This is a genomic window from Streptomyces sp. NBC_00576 (assembly GCF_036345175.1).
Classification (GTDB): Bacteria; Actinomycetota; Actinomycetes; order Streptomycetales; family Streptomycetaceae; genus Streptomyces.
This window is the reverse complement of the sequence record NZ_CP107780.1, coordinates 7878365-7894442: the sequence shown is the minus strand read 5'-3', so window position 1 is coordinate 7894442 and position 16078 is coordinate 7878365. Positions and strand designations below refer to the sequence as shown.

14 protein-coding genes and 1 pseudogene are annotated in these 16078 nt (G+C 70.3%); 8 read left to right on the top strand and 7 right to left on the bottom strand.

Features of this window, described 5'->3' with window-relative positions:
• Window positions 1–182 precede the first annotated feature (182 nt).
• Entirely contained in the window at window positions 183–755 is a 573-nt protein-coding gene (locus OG734_RS34340) for a hypothetical protein (RefSeq protein WP_330291309.1), read from the top strand.
• A gap of 15 nt (window positions 756–770) precedes the next feature.
• On the opposite strand, the gene OG734_RS34335 is transcribed toward OG734_RS34340, so the two are convergent.
• A complete protein-coding gene (locus tag OG734_RS34335) occupies window positions 771–1646 on the bottom strand; it encodes an ATP-grasp domain-containing protein (RefSeq protein WP_330291308.1) in 876 nt (291 codons plus the stop codon).
• Window positions 1647–1864: 218 nt separating this feature from the next.
• On the opposite strand from OG734_RS34335, the gene OG734_RS34330 reads away from it, so the two are divergent.
• Window positions 1865–2980 carry a MerR family transcriptional regulator gene (locus OG734_RS34330; protein ID WP_330291307.1) on the top strand — a complete coding sequence of 372 codons (1116 nt, stop codon included), beginning with the start codon at window positions 1865–1867 and terminating at the stop codon, window positions 2978–2980.
• A gap of 369 nt (window positions 2981–3349) precedes the next feature.
• Here the strand turns inward: OG734_RS34330 and OG734_RS34325 are convergent, their stop codons facing one another.
• Entirely contained in the window at window positions 3350–4063 is a 714-nt protein-coding gene (locus OG734_RS34325; RefSeq protein ID WP_330291306.1) for a FadR/GntR family transcriptional regulator, read from the bottom strand.
• Window positions 4064–4393: 330 nt separating this feature from the next.
• Between OG734_RS34325 and OG734_RS34320 the strand changes: the two genes are divergently transcribed.
• The 4 genes from OG734_RS34320 (at window position 4394) to OG734_RS34305 (ending at window position 10181) form a co-directional block, all read left to right on the top strand.
• Window positions 4394–5743, top strand: a complete 1350-nt coding sequence (locus OG734_RS34320; RefSeq protein ID WP_330291305.1) for an SLC13 family permease — start codon at window positions 4394–4396, stop codon at window positions 5741–5743.
• A 55-nt stretch (window positions 5744–5798) separates the two neighbouring features.
• Complete coding sequence (locus OG734_RS34315; protein ID WP_330291304.1) at window positions 5799–7286, top strand: acyl-CoA synthetase; 1488 nt, start codon at window positions 5799–5801, stop codon at window positions 7284–7286.
• Window positions 7287–7386: 100 nt separating this feature from the next.
• Complete coding sequence (locus tag OG734_RS34310; RefSeq protein WP_330291303.1) at window positions 7387–8973, top strand: carboxyl transferase domain-containing protein; 1587 nt, start codon at window positions 7387–7389, stop codon at window positions 8971–8973.
• A gap of 170 nt (window positions 8974–9143) precedes the next feature.
• A complete protein-coding gene (locus tag OG734_RS34305) occupies window positions 9144–10181 on the top strand; it encodes a rod shape-determining protein (protein ID WP_330291302.1) in 1038 nt (345 codons plus the stop codon).
• A gap of 202 nt (window positions 10182–10383) precedes the next feature.
• Here the strand turns inward: OG734_RS34305 and OG734_RS34300 are convergent, their stop codons facing one another.
• Window positions 10384–11076 carry a pectate lyase gene (locus OG734_RS34300; RefSeq protein WP_330293900.1) on the bottom strand — a complete coding sequence of 231 codons (693 nt, stop codon included), beginning with the start codon at window positions 11074–11076 and terminating at the stop codon, window positions 10384–10386.
• A 294-nt stretch (window positions 11077–11370) separates the two neighbouring features.
• A pseudogene (locus OG734_RS34295) lies at window positions 11371–11745 on the bottom strand (RICIN domain-containing protein); the annotation flags it as partial.
• A gap of 580 nt (window positions 11746–12325) precedes the next feature.
• Here OG734_RS34295 and OG734_RS34290 point away from each other — a divergent pair.
• On the top strand, window positions 12326–13420 hold the full coding sequence (locus OG734_RS34290; RefSeq protein ID WP_330291301.1) for a magnesium and cobalt transport protein CorA: 1095 nt from the start codon (window positions 12326–12328) through the stop codon (window positions 13418–13420).
• 73 nt (window positions 13421–13493) lie between these two features.
• Entirely contained in the window at window positions 13494–13976 is a 483-nt protein-coding gene (locus tag OG734_RS34285; RefSeq protein WP_330291300.1) for a hypothetical protein, read from the top strand.
• Here the strand turns inward: OG734_RS34285 and OG734_RS34280 are convergent.
• From OG734_RS34280 to OG734_RS34270, 3 genes are all read right to left on the bottom strand, one after another.
• Window positions 13973–14491, bottom strand: a complete 519-nt coding sequence (locus tag OG734_RS34280; protein ID WP_330291299.1) for a DUF6174 domain-containing protein — start codon at window positions 14489–14491, stop codon at window positions 13973–13975. The two genes, OG734_RS34285 and OG734_RS34280, sit on opposite strands and share 4 nt — an antisense overlap.
• A 119-nt stretch (window positions 14492–14610) precedes the next feature.
• The gene (locus OG734_RS34275; RefSeq protein WP_330291298.1) at window positions 14611–15354 is read right to left on the bottom strand and encodes a type 1 glutamine amidotransferase; all 744 of its coding nucleotides are present in this window, start codon (window positions 15352–15354) and stop codon (window positions 14611–14613) included.
• Between the two features lie 88 nt (window positions 15355–15442).
• On the bottom strand, window positions 15443–16018 hold the full coding sequence (locus OG734_RS34270; RefSeq protein ID WP_330291297.1) for a MarR family winged helix-turn-helix transcriptional regulator: 576 nt from the start codon (window positions 16016–16018) through the stop codon (window positions 15443–15445).
• Window positions 16019–16078: the final 60 nt, after the last annotated feature.

Here is a 16078-nt window from a genome sequence, read left to right as displayed (position 1 = left end):
CCCCTCTCTTGTGTTCAGGGTGTATTCGATCTCGACGCATCGCGACGACGTTCGAGATTTCAACAGACGATCGGCATGACGAACAGAGGACAGGCTAGCCACAAGGGCCCGGACGGGCAATGGGCGTGCGATGGCTTCGTTGCCGTCCGTGACCGTCCTCGTCTCCCGGCCGGTACGAGACGATGGTTCACATGTTCACGGTTATCGACTTCCAGCTGGTGCTGCTGCGCCGCATGGCCGACCACAACCCGGACCTGGTGGAGGACGCCCGTCACGAGCTGGGCGTGTCGATCGCGGACATGCGCGAGGCCAACAAACGCTGGCAGGCGATGCTGCGCTCCCCACGCGCCCGCGCCGCCGCCGGCCGGTACCGCTCGGTCCTCGGCGCCCCCGAGTCGGTGACGCCCCGCAGGATCGGCGACCTGGAGTGCGAGGCCTGGCTGTGGCCGGTCCCCCTCTGGCCCGACCTGCGCTTCGAGGTGCTCGTGGCCCCGAACGGCGTGGCCTGGAACGAATGGCTGGTACGAACGCCGGGCGCCCCCGCCCCCGAACTCCACACGCCTGCCGACCTGCGCCCATGGTCCTGCACGGTCGACGAGGTCGCCCGCGCGTTCACCCCCGCGCGCCCCCTGGAGGGAACGGCCCCGACCCGCTGGGGTCTGGCGTTCACCGCGCCGGACGGGGCGGGGCTGCGGCGGGAGTACGTGGCGGAGTTCACCTGGGGACTGCTGCAGCGGGTGGCGGTCAAGGACTGACGGGTCCGACGCTCCCTACCGGCCGACGGCGGCCCGCAGGACAGCCTGCACGACCACTGGTACGGAGTCCGGGTGGAGATCGAGAAACAGGTTCGGCTCGATCAACTCCAGTTCCATGACCCGGGGTTCACCATCATCGCCGAGGACGAGGTCGACACGGGCGTACAGGAGACCGGAGTTGTCCGGCACAGCGGCCAACGCCCTTTCGGCTACGGCGAGTTCGGCCGGGGTGGGCGTCCAGACCTCAAGGTCGGGATGGGCGACCTTGTCGTCGTCGTACGCCGTACCGGCAGCCAGTACGGCCCCCTTGCGGCTGGCGTGCAGAAAACGACCGCCGAAGAACTGCAGGGCACGCTCCCCGGTGACGTCGATGCTTCCGACATACGGCTGCACCATCGCGGTGAACCCCTCGGCGTGCATGCGCGCGAGATGCCGTACGGCCGTCTCCCGGTCCTCGGGTGTGTAGCGGGCGGCGTAGCGGGCGCCGGCGCCGGAGGTGGGCTTGACGACGTACTCGCGGTCGTCGGGGAGGTCGGGGGCGTCGCCGGGGGCCAGGTAGCTGGTGGGAACCGTGGGGACGCCGGCAGCGGCCAGTTCACCGAGGTACCGCTTGTCCATGTTCCAGCGCAGCACACCGACCGGATTCGCGACCCGCGTGACCTTCCCGCACCGCTCCAGCCAGCCCGCGAACTCCTCCGCCCGCCAGCTGTAGTCCCAGGTGGACCGGACCACGGCGAGATCGAAGGAGGCCCAGTCGACCTCGGGGTCGTCCCAGAAGACGCCGGCCGCGTCGGCCCCCGCTGCGACCAACTCCCGTACCAGGACCGGCAAATCCCGGTCCTTGCTGGTCTCCGGACGGGGGTCGTAGGTGACGATCGCGATGCGGACCACGGGGACTCCCTCGGTAAAGCGTGCTGTAAGGCGTGTTGTAAGGCGTGCTGTAAGGCGCGTACTGCTGGTTCACCACTGAAAGCGATATCGGGTGAAGGTTAACAAGCGCTTGACCTTCACCTTCGGTGAAGCCGCAGCATCGGTGGCGGAACGAGGAACCCGGCGGAAAACCGGGACCAGGAAACCAGGAAACGGGGTGCTTCACGGTGAAGCCGGAGATGCTGACCATCGGGGCATTCGCCAGGGCGTGCCGGCTGTCGCCGAAGGCGCTGCGGCTCTACGACGAACTGGACCTGCTCCGCCCTGCCCACGTCGACCCCGACACCGGATACCGCTACTACGCGCCCGAGCAGTTGGAGCAGGCCCGGCTGGTGGCCTGGCTGCGCCGGCTGGGGATGCCGTTGGCCCGTATCCGGCAGGTCAGGGCCATGGAGCCGCCGGCCGCCGCCCAGGAGATCCGCGCCTTCTGGGCACGGGTCGAGGCGGAGACCGCGACCCGGCGGGATCTCGCCACGTTCCTCGTCGACCACCTCTCGACACCGCCGAGGAAGGACCCACATCCCATGGCAAGCACCAATCTCCTCGAACTCCGTTACGCCGCCCGCACCGACATCGGTCTGGTCCGCACGGCCAACCAGGACACGGCATACGCCGGTTCACGCGTCCTGGCTGTCGCCGACGGCTTCGGCCCCGGGGGCGCACCGGCAGGCGCCGCCGCGGTCGAGGCCCTGAAGTTCCTGGACGCCGAACCGCTCACCGCCGGCAGCGTCCTGAACCTCCTGGAGGACGCGGTCCAGGGCGCCACCCAGGCGGTCCGGGACATCGCCGAGACCGAGCACGAGAAAACAGGGGACGAGAAGACGGACGACGTCGGTACCACCCTCACCGCGATGGTGTGGACCGGCTCGCGCCTCGCCCTCGTACACATCGGAGACAGCCGCGCGTACCTCCTGCGCGACGGCGAACTCTTCCTCATCACCCACGACCACACGCTGGTCCAGTCGCTGATCGACGAGGGTCGGCTGACCCCCGAGGAGGCCGCCACCCACCCCCAACGCACCCTGCTCGTCAAGGCGTTGACACGCGCTCCCGCTTCCCCCGACCTGCGCCTGCACGACGCCCAGGCCGGCGACCGCTACCTCCTCTGCTCCGACGGCCTGACCAGGGCCGTACCGGAGAACACCATCCAGCACCTCCTCACCACCATCGGCGACCCGGACGCGACCACAGCCGCCCTCATCGAGGCCGCGAACGCCAACGGGGGTCCTGACAACGTGAGTTGCGTGGTGGCGGATGTGGTTCGGGGCGGCGGAGGCCGGATGCAGGTGCAGTAGAGCGGGAGCGATGGGCGATGGGCAGGGCCCGGCTGCACTGGCTGGACTTCCGGGCGGCTACCCGGTCTCGCCGAGAGCCGCACTCACCAAGGGAATGCGCCCGACCCCTGGAAGGAGACCATGGAAAAGATCACCAGAGGTATGAGGACAAGGAGAACGATCACAGCGAGGACCTTCGCCCACACCGCTGTCTCACCACGGCCTTCAGTCGGCATGATCGCTCCGGATGAAACGCCCAGGCGCAGACGGTTGACGACGCCGTGGAGATGGTAGCTCTCACTGCTGTCTCAACGCCCGTGGTAAGCAGTCCTGTTGGGGGGCGGGGTCCCCGGCCCCCAATTACTCCCCGAGGAGCAGGGTCATCACGGGCTACGAGTCGTCGTCCTCCGGATCCCAGTCCAGCAACCGCACCTTCGCCACCGTCCGCACATGCCGTCGCATCGCAGCGGCGGCCTGCCGCGGCTGTCCGGCCTCGATCGCGTCGAAGATGGCCATGTGCTGGGCCAGGGAGCGTACGGGGCGACCCGGTTGGCGCAGGGACTCGTGGCGACTCTCGGTGATCTGGTCGGCGATCGACCGCATGAACTCGGCGAGGATGCCGCTGTGCGCCGCGGCCGTGACCGCAGCGTGGAAGCGGCGGTCCCCCTCCACGCCGTCGGCGCCCTGGTCGATCTCCTCCCCCATGACGCCGAGTGCGGCACGCAGCTCGTCGATGTCCTCCTGCGTGCGGCGCTCGGCGGCCAGTTCGGCGAGCTTGGTCTCCAGGGCCTCGCGGGCGTCGAGTACGTCGGGCAGCCGGCGCCGACGCTCGACGAGCCGTTCCACGGGTTCGACGTCGAGGCTGTCCCGCACGAGATACGTACCGCCTCCGTGCCGAACCTCGACCAGCCCCTGAACCTCCAGCACGACGATGGCCTGCTTCACGGAGGCACGACTGACGCCCAGCCGGGCAGCCAGATCACGCTCGGGGGGAAGCCGGTCACCGGCCCCGAGACCTCCCTCGACGGCATAGTTGCGCAGCCGGTCGAGCACCTGCTCGTACAGGCGCGTCTTGGCTTCCACCGGGCGCAATGCGTCAGTCATGCCCATTCCCCCTCACGTCGGCCGCAGCGTAACACTGGGTAGCCGCCAGTTCGGATGCTCTGTGGATGAGTGGCTCAGTGGTCTTGTGGCTGAGTGGTCTTGTGGCTGAGTGGCTGAGTGGCTGCGTGGCTGCGTGGCTGAGCCAATTTGCGTCAGGTCTCTTGACGCTGGCCGAGACCGACACTCAATGTGGTTCAGCCACTTAGCCACTGAGCCACTTACGGCTGGACCACTCAGCCACTTCCTGACGTCGCCCTACCAACACCCCATCACCCCCATCACCCCTCATCGCCCCCTCGTCGACAAGGGACCCAAGGACGGGAAGCCCGTATGTCCGCCGAACTGATTTCGATCCTCGTGCTGGTCGTGGTGTTCGTGATCGCCACGACCCGCTCCATCAACATGGGCGCGCTCGCGTTCGCCGCCGCTTTCGGGGTGGGCGAGCTCGTGGCCGACCTCGACACCGACACGATCTTCGCCGGGTTTCCCGGCTCCCTCTTCGTCGTGCTGGTCGGAGTGACCTATCTGTTCGCGATCGGCCGGGCCAACGGCACCACCGACTGGCTCGTGCACGCCTCGGTCCGGCTGGTGCGCGGCCGGGTCGTACTCATTCCGTGGGTGATGTTCGTGCTGACGGGGGCGCTCACCGCGATCGGCGCGGTCAGTCCGGCCGCCGTCGCCATCGTGGCGCCGATCGCGCTGAGTTTCGCCGCGCAGTACGGCATCAGCCCCTTGCTGATGGGCGCGATGGTCGTGCACGGGGCCCAGGGCGGCGGCTTCTCGCCCATCAGTATCTACGGGTCGATCGTCAACGGGATCGTCGAGAAGGAGAAGCTTCCCGGCAACGAGATCACCCTCTTCCTCGCCTCCCTCTTCGTCAACCTCGCGATCGCGGCAGTGGTGTTCGTGCTGTTCGGCGGGCTGAAGCTGAGCCGCGCGAGCGTCGGGGACAACCGTGGCAGCGAGGATGTCGGGAGCGGGGAAGGCGGCGGGGTCGGCAAGGACCGCGCCGTCGACGGGGGCGGCGGCGTCTCCGTCCGTGCAGAAGGCGGAGTCTCCGTACGGGCGGAGGAAGCCCTTCTCCTCACCCCCGCCCGCATCGCCACCCTCGCCGGGCTCGTCGCCCTCGTCGTCGCCGTGCTCGCCTTCGACCTCGACGCCGGGCTCACCGCCATCACGGTCGCCGTCGTACTCGCCGCCTGCTGGCCCGAGGACAGCCGCAAGGCCGTGGGACAGATCGCCTGGACGACCGTCCTGGTGATCTGCGGTGTCCTCACCTACGTCGGCGTGTTGCAGGAGATGGGCACCATCACCTGGGCCGGCGAGGGTGTCGGCGACATCGGTGTGCCGCTGCTGGCAGCGGTGCTCCTCTGCTACATCGGCGCGCTGATCTCGGCGTTCGCGTCCTCCGTCGGCATCATGGGGGCGCTGATTCCGCTGGCGGTACCGTTCCTGGCGCAGGGAGAAATCGGGGCGGTCGGAATGGTGGCGGCACTGGCGGTGTCGGCGACGGTCGTGGACGTGAGTCCGTTCTCGACGAACGGCGCGCTGGTGCTGGCCTCGGCACCGGATGTCGACCGCGAGCGCTTCTTCCGGCAGCTGATGGTGTACGGAGGAATCGTGGTGGCCGTGGTTCCTGCGGTGGTGTGGCTGGTGCTGGTGGTACCCGGCTGGGCGTGACCGCCGAGCACCACGGCGCCTGTACGACGATGTGACGAGTTAAGGAGTACGACGCGTGTCCTCTCTCTTCCCCGGACTGACCGATGACCCGACCGGTGACTCGACCGACACCGCCGAGCGGCCCGCCCTGCGGTTCGGCGCCCGCTCGCTGACGTACGCCGAACTCGCCGCCTCGGCCGGAGGCCTCGCCCAACGGATCTCCGGGTCGGGCGGCCCGGTCGCCGTCTGGGCGACACCTACGCTGGAAACCGCCGTCGGCGTCGTTGCCGCGCTGCTGGCCGGGGTCCCGGCGGTGCCGCTCAACCCGAAGTCGGGCGAGAGCGAGTTGGGGCACATCCTGAAGGACAGCTCACCCACGCTCGTACTCACCACCCCTGGCGACCAACTCCCCACCGCTTTCGGCTCGTTGGAGCGCATCGAGGTCGAGGTCGAGGTCGACGTACGTCCCTCCTTCGGGGCGCCCAGGACGACGTACGACCCCTCCCCCGAATCCCCCGCCCTGATCGTCTACACCTCCGGCACCACCGGCCCGCCCAAGGGCGCCGTCATCCCGCGCCGGGCCGTCGCCGCCACCCTGGACGCGCTCGCCGACGCCTGGCAGTGGACCTCCGAGGACGTGCTGGTGCACGGACTTCCGCTCTTTCACGTGCACGGTCTGATTCTCGGCATCCTCGGCCCGCTGCGGCGCGGCGGCTCGGTACGGCACCTCGGGCGGTTCGGGACGGAGGGCGTGACCCGTGAGCTGAACGACGGGGCGACGATGCTGTTCGGCGTTCCGACGATGTACCACCGGATCGCGGAGGCGCTCCCCGGTGACCCGGAGCTCGCCGCGGCGCTCGGCCGGGCCCGTCTGCTCGTATCGGGTTCCGCCGCACTGCCCGTGCACGACCACGAGCGGATCACCGCCGCGACCGGCCGGCGGGTCGTGGAGCGGTACGGCATGACCGAGACCCTCATGAATACGAGCGTTCGCGCGGACGGGGAGCCCCGCGCGGGCACGGTCGGCGTACCGCTGCCGGGCGTCGAGCTGCGGCTCGTCGAGGAGGACGGGGCGCCCATCACGGCGTACGACAGCGAAACCGTGGGCGAGATCCAGGTGCGCGGGCCGAACCTGTTCACCGAGTACCTGAACCGGCCCGACGCCACCGCCGCCGCCTTCACCGCCGGCGGTTGGTTCCGTACCGGGGACATGGCGGTGCGCGATCCCGACGGCTATGTCCGTATCGTCGGCCGCAAGGCCACCGACCTGATCAAGAGCGGCGGTTACAAGATCGGCGCGGGCGAGATCGAGAACGCCCTGCTGGAGCACGCGGGGGTGCGCGAGGCAGCCGTGACCGGGGAGCCGGACGCCGACCTCGGTGAGCGGATCGTCGCCTGGATCGTCCCCGCCGATCCACAATCCCCGCCGGACGCCGACGAGTTGGCGAACCATGTCGCCGGCCGTCTCGCCCCGCACAAGCGCCCCCGGGTCGTGCGCTACCTGGACGCCCTCCCACGCAACGACATGGGGAAGATCATGAAGCGGGCCCTGCCCGGTGAGTGACCGAGCCAATGACTCAGCGGCTGACCGAGTGGCTGAACCAGCGACTGGCCAAGTAGCTGAACCAGTGACCGGTCGAGTGGCTGAACCAGCGACTGGCCAAGTGGCCGATCCTGTGACCCACCGGGCGCCCTGGCGCCGCTCCGCCCGCGAGCTCATCGCCCTGCTCTCCGACGGCTCCACTGATGGCTCCACTGATGACACCGCTGGCCGCTCAATTGATGGCTTCAGCGAACTCCCCCACCCCACCCGGGAGTTCCGGCCCGACGGGCCCCTCTCCTGGCAGGGTTACGACGCCTCGCGCGCCCGCGCCGCCACCCGCACCGGCGAGGAGGAGTCCGTCGTCTGCGGCACCGCGCGTATCGGCGGCACCCCGGCTGTGCTCATCGCCTTCGAGTTCGGTTTCCTCGGTGGCTCGCTCGGTGAACGCACCGGAGACCGTCTGGAGTCGGCGTACGAGTACGCGCGCACCCACCGCCTGCCCGTCGTCCCGCTCGTCGCGACGGGCGGCAGCCGGATGCAGGAGGGCATGCTCGCGCTGACCCAGCTCCAGCGCGTGGCACGCCAGTCGGCGCTCACGCGCGAGGCCGGCCTGCCGCAGATCGCGGTCCTCCGGGATCCGACGACCGGCGGCGGTTGGGCGACCCTGGGCGCGGGTGCCGACGTCGTGCTGGCGCTGCCCGGCGCCCAGGTGGGCTTCGCGGGTTCCCGGGTCCGGCCGGCCGACGCGGACCCGGCGGCGTACACGGCCGAGGCGCAGGTGGCGGCGGGCGCGGCAGACGCGGTCGTACGTCCGGAGGCGCTCCGGGAGACGCTGGCCCTGTGGCTGCGCCTGCTGTGCGCCGATGCGCTCGGCACCGGCCCGAACGCCGACCCGAGCACCGGCCCGACGCAGGCAGCCCCGCCCCCGGCCCTGCTGACCGCGGACGCCATCGACGCCATCGACGTCATCGATGCCGCCGATGCCGCCGACGAGGGCCCGACGGGGGGCGCTCCTCCACGGCCCCTGCCCCCGCCCTTGCCCCCGCCCTTGCCCCGCCCTGCATCCCTCCCCGCCACCGGGTGGGACGCCGTCCGGCGCGCTCGCGCCCCCGAGCGCCCACGCGCCGAGGCCTACTTGGACGCGTACTTCACCCGGCGCGCCGCGATCAGCGGTGACCGCTGCGGCGGCACCGACGCCGGGATGGCGTGCGGGTTCGGTGAGCGGGCGGAGGACGGGCGGACCGTCGCGTACGCCGCGCAGCTCGGCACGGCCACCCGCCCCGCCGGCTATCGCACCGCCGCCCGGCTGATCCGCCTCGCGGACCGGCTCGGCATCCCCGTGCTGACCCTGGTGGACACCCCGGGCGCCGCCAACGACGCCGCCGCCGAGCGCCAGGGCGCGGGCGCCGCGATCGCGGACCTGTTCGGCGCGGTCGCCACCGCACGCACGCCGGTCACCACACTGCTGATCGGCGAGGGCGGGTCGGGCGGCGCCCTGGCACTCGCCGCCCCCGGCAACACCTGGGCCACGCCGGACAGCTACTTCTCCGTCATCGCGCCGGAGCTCGCGGCGGCCATCCTCAAGCGCCCGGAGAGCGAGGTGGAAGCGACGGCGGACCAGCTCCGGATCCGGCCGCAGGACCTGGTGGAGCTGGGGGTGGTGCGGGGCATCGTGGGCCGCCCGGACCCCACCCCGGACCTTCCATAGCGCCCGCGGGTGTCTTGGCCCGACCTCGAGAGAAGGGGATAAATTACCCATACGGCGGCACCCCACCCGGCCCCCTACAACAGGCGCCCCCTCCCCCGCCCCCCGCACGATGCCAGTGGAGGCCCACCGACCGGCGGGCCCGTACGGTCTGCGCTCTCGGAGGATCTGCCATGACCGTCAGTCTGGAACAGATGCGCCGCTGCCACTTCGCCGTCGACCTCGGGGCCGCGCGGACCCGCGTCTACGTCAAGGGTGCCGGGCTCGTGGTCGACCAGCCGTCCGTCGCCGCCGTGAACACCAGGACCGGGGCGCTGATCGCGGTCGGGGAGTTCGCAGAGAAGATGACGGGACGCACACCCGACTACATCCGGGTCGTGCGACCCGTGTCCGGTGGGACCGTCGTCGACATCGAGATGGCGCAGCGCATGCTGCGGCACCTGATCGGCGACAAGGTACGGCGAACGCTGCGCCGCAAGCCCTTCCTACGGGCCGCCGCCTGCTACCCGCACGACGCCGACCCGCTCGCGCAGCGCGCGGCCATCGAGACGCTCGTCGGGCTCGGCGCCCGGCGCGTCGAGCTCGTCGACACGCTTGTCGCCGCCGCCGTGGGGTGCGGGCTGCCCGTCGAACAGCCCGAGGCGACCATGGTCATGGTGTGCGGCGCCGCCGCCACCCAGCTCGCCGTTCTCTCCCTCGGCTCTATCGTGACCGCCGAGCGGATCCCGGTCGGGGGCGAGGCCGTCGACCACGCGATCGTGCAGCATCTGCGGCACGAGCATGAGCTGATGCTGCCCAGCCAGTCCGTACGTCCACTGCAGCTCGCCCTCTCCGGCAACGGGCTCACCGCTCACGGCCCGTCGTCCACCGAGATCCACGGACGGGACGTCGCCACCGGCCTCGCCCGCTCCGTCCAGGTCGACACCGCCGCCGTGCGCGACGCCATCCAGACGCCGCTGACGGCCGTACTCGACGGGATCGGAAAGGTGCTGCGGGACTGCCCGCCCGATCTGGTGGCCGACCTCGCCGACCGCGGGATCATGATGGTCGGCGGCAGCGCGCTGCTCCCCGGCTTCGACCAGATGCTGCGGCAGGCCACGGGCATGCCGGTGCACATCGCCGAGCGGCCGGACGTGTGCGCGGTACAGGGCCTCGGGTACATGCTGGAGGGCAAGATCGAGCCGATGGTGCTGGATCCGCTGGCCACCTGAGGCCGGCCCCGGGCACGACGGCCTTGTGGAGATCCGCAAGGCCGATCTGGGGCGCGCCGAACGCGCGGGCATCACCGTCGACGCGACGGCGGTCGGCTGTCTGCCGCAAGCTGTCAGCTGTCAGCTGTCAGCCAGATACTGCGTTCCTGACCTGGAGGCCGCCGGACGCGCGGGCTGGGTTGGATCACCTGAATCACCTGAATCACCTGTACGTGATGTCCGAACTGCTGTAGCGGCAGTGCGTACCGTCCGGGCCGCTGCCGAGGGACGGCGGTTCGGCGCCGGAGGAGTTGCCCTGGAAGCGCTCGCAGATGGTGATCTTCCTGCTGCTGTCGCCGATGACCGTGACCCCCGAAATCGTGGCCGTGTCCCCGTAGTTGGCGTTGATCCCGACCAGAGCCTTGCCCGGACCGGTCGCCCGTACGTTCTTCACCACGATGTGGCGCTCGTACTGCGTCTTGCAGTTGCCGCACGAGCGGGCCAGCTTGCCGAAGTCGGCGACCTGGAAGTTCTGCACGGTCAGCGTGCCGGCACCGTTGAACTGGAAGACCTTGTCGTCCGCGTTGCGCGCGCCGCCGCCGGAGACCAGGTAGGTCGCCGAGGCCGACTTGCCCTTGAACGTGGCCGCGTCCTCGCCGACGTCCTCCCACCACACGTTCTGCAGGGTGCAACTGCCCAGGCAGTGAACGCCGTCGGCGGCCGGAGCCCCCAGGACCACGTTCTTCAGCACCGCACCGTCGGCGAGTTCGAAGATCGGGCCCTGGTTCTCGTCCTGGTCGGCACTGCCGAGGACACCGGAGCCGTAGAAGCGCTTGAGACCGCCGTCGTACGTACCTGAGACCTCGATGCTCGCGGTGACCGCCTTCACGCCGGCGACAGTGGGCCACCCGCCCAGGGTCGTGCTGCCGGCCGAGTCCGTTCCGGAAGCCTGGCTGGCGGAGGCGTCGGACCTGTTCGCCGCCGCGGAGGCGGACACGGAGGCGGACGGGGAAGCGGACGGGGAAGTCGAGACCGAAGGTGAGGCGGACGCCGAAGGTGCGGCCGAGACAGAGGGGGACGCGGACGGGCTCCCCGAAGCCGAGGCCGGCGTCGAACCGGACGTCGAACCCGACGGTGCCGTCGTCGCCGACGAGTCGCCCACCGCGACCAGCTTCCAGCTCTTGCCGCTCGCCTTGTCGCAGGAGTTCTGCTGCGCCAGCGCGTCCCTGACGCTCAGGCACTCGGCGCTCTTGGCATTGACCAGGTGGTACGCGCTGTTCACCGCGGTCAGTTTCCACACCTGGGACGAGCCGCCGTCGCAGGTCTGCTGCTGCACCGCCTCACCGGCGGACGCGGACGCGCCCTTGACCCCGGCGCACAGTCCGCCGACGGTGCCCTTGACCGTGAACCCGCCGCCGCTGTCGGCCAGTTGCCAGGTCTGTCCGGCGGCCGAGCTGTCGCACGCCGCCGTGCCCAGTTGCGCACCGCTCTCCGTGGTCGCCGGTGCCCCGGTCAGACAGGTGCTGTCGGCGGCGTTCACCAGACGGTACGTTCCGGCGCCCGGACTGGACGCGGACGCCGACATCAGCATCCCTCCGGCGACCACGGCCCCGCACAGAGTTACGACCAGCGCACCGATCAGCACCCCCCTGCGGCGGGTCGTTCTCTTGCCGCGCGGCCTGCGCCCCAGTGCTCTCTTGCCCACGTCATCGCTCTCGTTCGGGAGTTCGCGTCGCTTTCCGTTTTCGACACCCTTCTGTCGCCACCACCGACGCAAAGGTTGCCGCTACCACGGAACTTTGTGCTCCCTGAGTCACATCCGAGTGGTCAGCGCTCACCCGCCGAACCGCATTGGTCCGCCACCACCACCGCGTCCCCCTCCCCCACGCTGCCCGAGCCCTGCCCGAATGCACAGGGGGCGAAACGGGTATGTCCGGTGCGGGGCGTTTGTCCGGCCTGCACCATCCGGCCCGTCTGGGGTCCCCTCTCTGGGGGAGTTCGAGGACAAGGCCCGTTCAGGGCCGTAGGGGGTTTGGGGGCGCAGCCCTCAGGTACGGGATGGGACGGGTAGGGGCGGCGGGGGCGAGATCCCTCCGGCGTCTCCCCTGACCGCACCCTTACCCCCACCTGGCACACTGTCCGCACCCGTAGAAGGAGCAAACCGCATGTCGATGGTCGGCAGCCTGCGCAAAGTGGCCCGCCTGGCTCGGCGTGGGCGGCGCGTGGACCTCAGTCACCCCGCCCGCTCACCGCTCGGCTCGACCGTCGTCAACTGCGTCATCTACCGCGACGGTGTACGCCAGCCCACCGCCCCGACCGTCGAGGAGTCCGTCGCCCGCGTACGCAAGCACGACCGCGGTTTCGTCTGGCTCGGGCTGCACGAACCCTCCGCGACGGAGTTCGCCCGCGTCGCCGAACTGTTCGGGCTGCACCCGCTCGCCGTGGAGGACGCCGTCCAGGCCCATCAGCGCCCCAAGGTGGAGCGGTACGGCGCTGTCCTGTTCGCCGTGTTCAAGACGGTCTGCTACGTCGAGCACGAGGAGCTCACCGCGACCAGCGAGGTCGTCACCACCGGCGAGATCATGGTCTTCGCCGGCCCGGACTTCGTCGTCACCGTCCGGCACGGCCGGCACGGCTCCCTGGGCCCCCTGCGCGAGGACCTGGAGTCCGACCCGGAGCAGCTCAGCAGGGGTCCGGCCGCGGTGCTGCACGGCATCGCCGACCATGTCGTCGACGACTACCTGAACGTCACGGACTCCGTCCAGGACGACATCGACCAGGTCGAGTCGGACGTGTTCTCCCCGCAGAGCCCGCGCACCGCCGACGCCGGCCGTATCTACCAGCTCAAGCGCGAGCTCCTCGAACTGAAGCGGGCGGTGGTCCCCCTCGGCCGCCCTCTCCAGCAGCTGGCCACCGAGCCGATGCCCTCCGTCGAGCCGTCGATACAGGCCTACTTCCGCGACGTGTCCGACCACCTCATCCGCGCCACCGAGCAGATCCACGCCTACGACGCCCTGCTCGACTCGATCCTCCAGGCCCACCTCGCACAGGTCACCGTCGGCCAGAACGAGGACATGCGGAAGATCACGGCGTGGGCCGCGATCGTCGCCGTACCGACGATGGTCTGCGGGATCTACGGCATGAACTTCCAGCACATGCCCGAACTGCACTGGCGCTACGGCTACCCGCTCGTCCTCTCCGTCATCGGCACCGTCTGCTTCTTCGTCCACCGCGGTTTCAAGCGCAACGGCTGGCTGTGAACGGGGCCCGGCGCCCGTCCGTACCTTCTGTCGAGTCGTACGTCCGCCGTACCACCCGACCTGGAGAGGCGCAGTGTTCCAGCAGCAAACCCGGCGATCGCCGCGAAGGGCCGTCGCACTCGCCGCACTCCTGACGGCCGTCGCCCTCCCTCTGGCCACGGCCTGTACGTCGGACTCGGATACGGATTCGGGCTCCGGGAAGAAGGCGTCGCCGTCCGCTTCCGAGTCCATGCCGCCCGCTCCCGTGGCCGCCGTGGTCGCGCCGGCCAAGGTCGAGGTGATCGCCAAGCTGACGGGCTGCGAGGTGACGATCCGCACGGACGCGAAGGAACTGCGCGAGGGTGTCTGCCACACCGCCGACGGCGACTACCTGATCACGACGTTCCCGGAGGAGAAGTACAAGCTCGTCTGGCTGGACAGCGCGGCCATCTACGGCGGCAAGTACCTGGTCGGCACCAGGTGGGTCATCAGCGCCCCGCCGAAGCTCCAGGAATCGCTGCGCCAGAAGGTCGGCGGCACGTTCGAGGACCTGAACGACCACGACGCCCAGAACTAGGACTGATCCCCCGCAGGCGCTGGAACCGGCTTGTAGCCGCTGATGACGTACGACTCCTCGTCGTCGACCGCGTTCTCCTCCGGGTCCAGGGTGATCCGTACGGGGTGCCCGTCGGGCGCGTACTCCGCCTCCGCCGTGTCCGCGCCCTCGTGGTGGGCCCGGGCCAGCTGGTCCAGCAGCCCCTTGATGGTGGGCACTTCCTCGGGCGCGCGCTCCACCGCGCCCCGCGCGCTCTCGTCGAGCCCGACCGCCTTGGCCACCTTCCCGTCCCGAACGGTCACCCGGAACGTGCCGATCAGGCTGCGCTCACCCTCGCTCGACGTCAACGTGTAGACGTACGAGGCGGGTTCCTTCCAGGACTCCCCGAATGACGAGAACGAGGACGAGGGGGTGGGCGACGACGTCGACGAGCGCTCCCCCGACACCGAGGCCCCGGAATCCGCGTCACAGCCGACGGCCGCGCACATCAGCCCCCCGGCCAGCACGACGGACGACAGCAATCGGACCGAAGCCATGGTGATCCCCCTGAACAAGTGAACGAGTACCGACTACTGCCAGGGCCTGTCCACCGGACAGGCCCTATCCGGTACGACGCGACTCCACCGGAAAACGTTCACTCGAGAACCGAAAGCTCTCAGGCCGCGCGCCCCCGCCCATCGGCGATCGGGCCCGTCACCACCCCGGCGATCTGCGCGAGAAACGCGTCCACGAGGTCGTACGCCCGTTGCCGTGACTCCTCGCGCCGGGCGCGGGTCTCGGCGAGCAGCTGATCCGGGTCCTCACCGTGCGCCCTCGCCTCGCGCCGGCCGCCGGAGTCCAGCCACTGGAGCAGCGTCTCCTCGTCGAGCTCGGGATGGAACTGGACCCCGAGCGCCCGTCCGGCCCGGAATGCCTGCGGACCGACGGCGCTGCGGGCGAGCTCCACCGCGCCCGGCGGGACCACGAACCGGTCGAAGTGCCACTGGAACCACGGCCCCGCCGGAATCAGCCCAGGCAGGTCCGACTCGACGGCCGTCCAGCCGATCTCGTGCCGGGGCGCCGCCTCCACGCTCCCCCCGAGGGCGGTGGCGAGCGCCTGCGCCCCGAAGCAGATGCCGAGCACGGGCAGCTCGGCGGCGTGGGCGCTGCGCAGCAGTTCCAGTTCGCCGTCGATCCAGGGCGCGACCGAGTCCCTGTCGTAGACCGACCAGGGCGCCCCGAGCAGCACGATCAGGTCATAGCCGGCCGGGTCGGGGAAGTCGAACTCCACACCCGGGGTGTCGTACCGCTCGGCCGGTACGACGGTCAACTCATCGATTTCGTAGCCGAGTTGGGCGATGCGGTCGCCGACGGGACCGGACAGCGAGAGATGGTCGTGACGTATGAGCAGGGCGCGCACGGGAGTTCTCCACTTCGAACGACATGGTGACGGCAGGGTGACGACAGAGACGCGACGTGGCTGGGCTGGGCTGGGCTGGGCTGGGGGATCAGCTCTTGGGCCGGCGTCCGCTGCGGCGCGGCGCGGGTTCGGCGCCGTCGAGCAGCTCCAGCCGGCGGTCCTCCCCATGGGTCTCGACCTGGACGACGATCCTGCGCAGCGCGTCCGCGGTGGCCCGGCACTCCTCGGCGCTCAGCGGCGCGGCGACGAACGCCTCCTCGGCGTTGAAGTCGGGAAACAGCGTCCGCATCAGCGCCTCACCCTCATCCGTGAGCCCGAGCAGCACCCGCCGCCCGTCCGAGGGGTGCTCGATACGCCGGACCAGCCCACGCGACTCCAGTGTCCGGGCCACCCCGGTGAGTGTCCCCTTGGAGATCCCGGCCTCCTCGGCCACGAGCCGCGTCTCGGTCTCCCCGGAGATCCAGACGACCCACAGCACGACGAACCCGGTCCACGTCAGATCCACGCCACGCAGCACGGAGTTCTCGACATGCTGGCGCACGGCGGAGGCGGCCCGGTGGATGTTCGCGACGACGGCCATCTGGTCGTGCCGGATCGGAATGTCCCCGAGCTTGGCCTTGACCAACTGCTCGGTCTCGACGATCGGTCGCTGCGTCAACGGCATTCCCCTCCATGGCACCGGTCGTTCGGCACCAAATTGTACGAAGGCCGCGGGCCTGTGACA

Coding starts and splice junctions, on each gene's coding strand:
- OG734_RS34340 (WP_330291309.1), top strand. CDS start 183: ATGGTTCACATGTTCACGGTTATCGACTTCCAGCTGGTGCTGCTGCGC.
- OG734_RS34330 (WP_330291307.1), top strand. CDS start 1,865: ATGCTGACCATCGGGGCATTCGCCAGGGCGTGCCGGCTGTCGCCGAAG.
- OG734_RS34325 (WP_330291306.1), bottom strand. CDS start 4,063: ATGACTGACGCATTGCGCCCGGTGGAAGCCAAGACGCGCCTGTACGAG.
- OG734_RS34320 (WP_330291305.1), top strand. CDS start 4,394: ATGTCCGCCGAACTGATTTCGATCCTCGTGCTGGTCGTGGTGTTCGTG.
- OG734_RS34305 (WP_330291302.1), top strand. CDS start 9,144: ATGACCGTCAGTCTGGAACAGATGCGCCGCTGCCACTTCGCCGTCGAC.
- OG734_RS34290 (WP_330291301.1), top strand. CDS start 12,326: ATGTCGATGGTCGGCAGCCTGCGCAAAGTGGCCCGCCTGGCTCGGCGT.
- OG734_RS34280 (WP_330291299.1), bottom strand. CDS start 14,491: ATGGCTTCGGTCCGATTGCTGTCGTCCGTCGTGCTGGCCGGGGGGCTG.
- OG734_RS34270 (WP_330291297.1), bottom strand. CDS start 16,018: ATGCCGTTGACGCAGCGACCGATCGTCGAGACCGAGCAGTTGGTCAAG.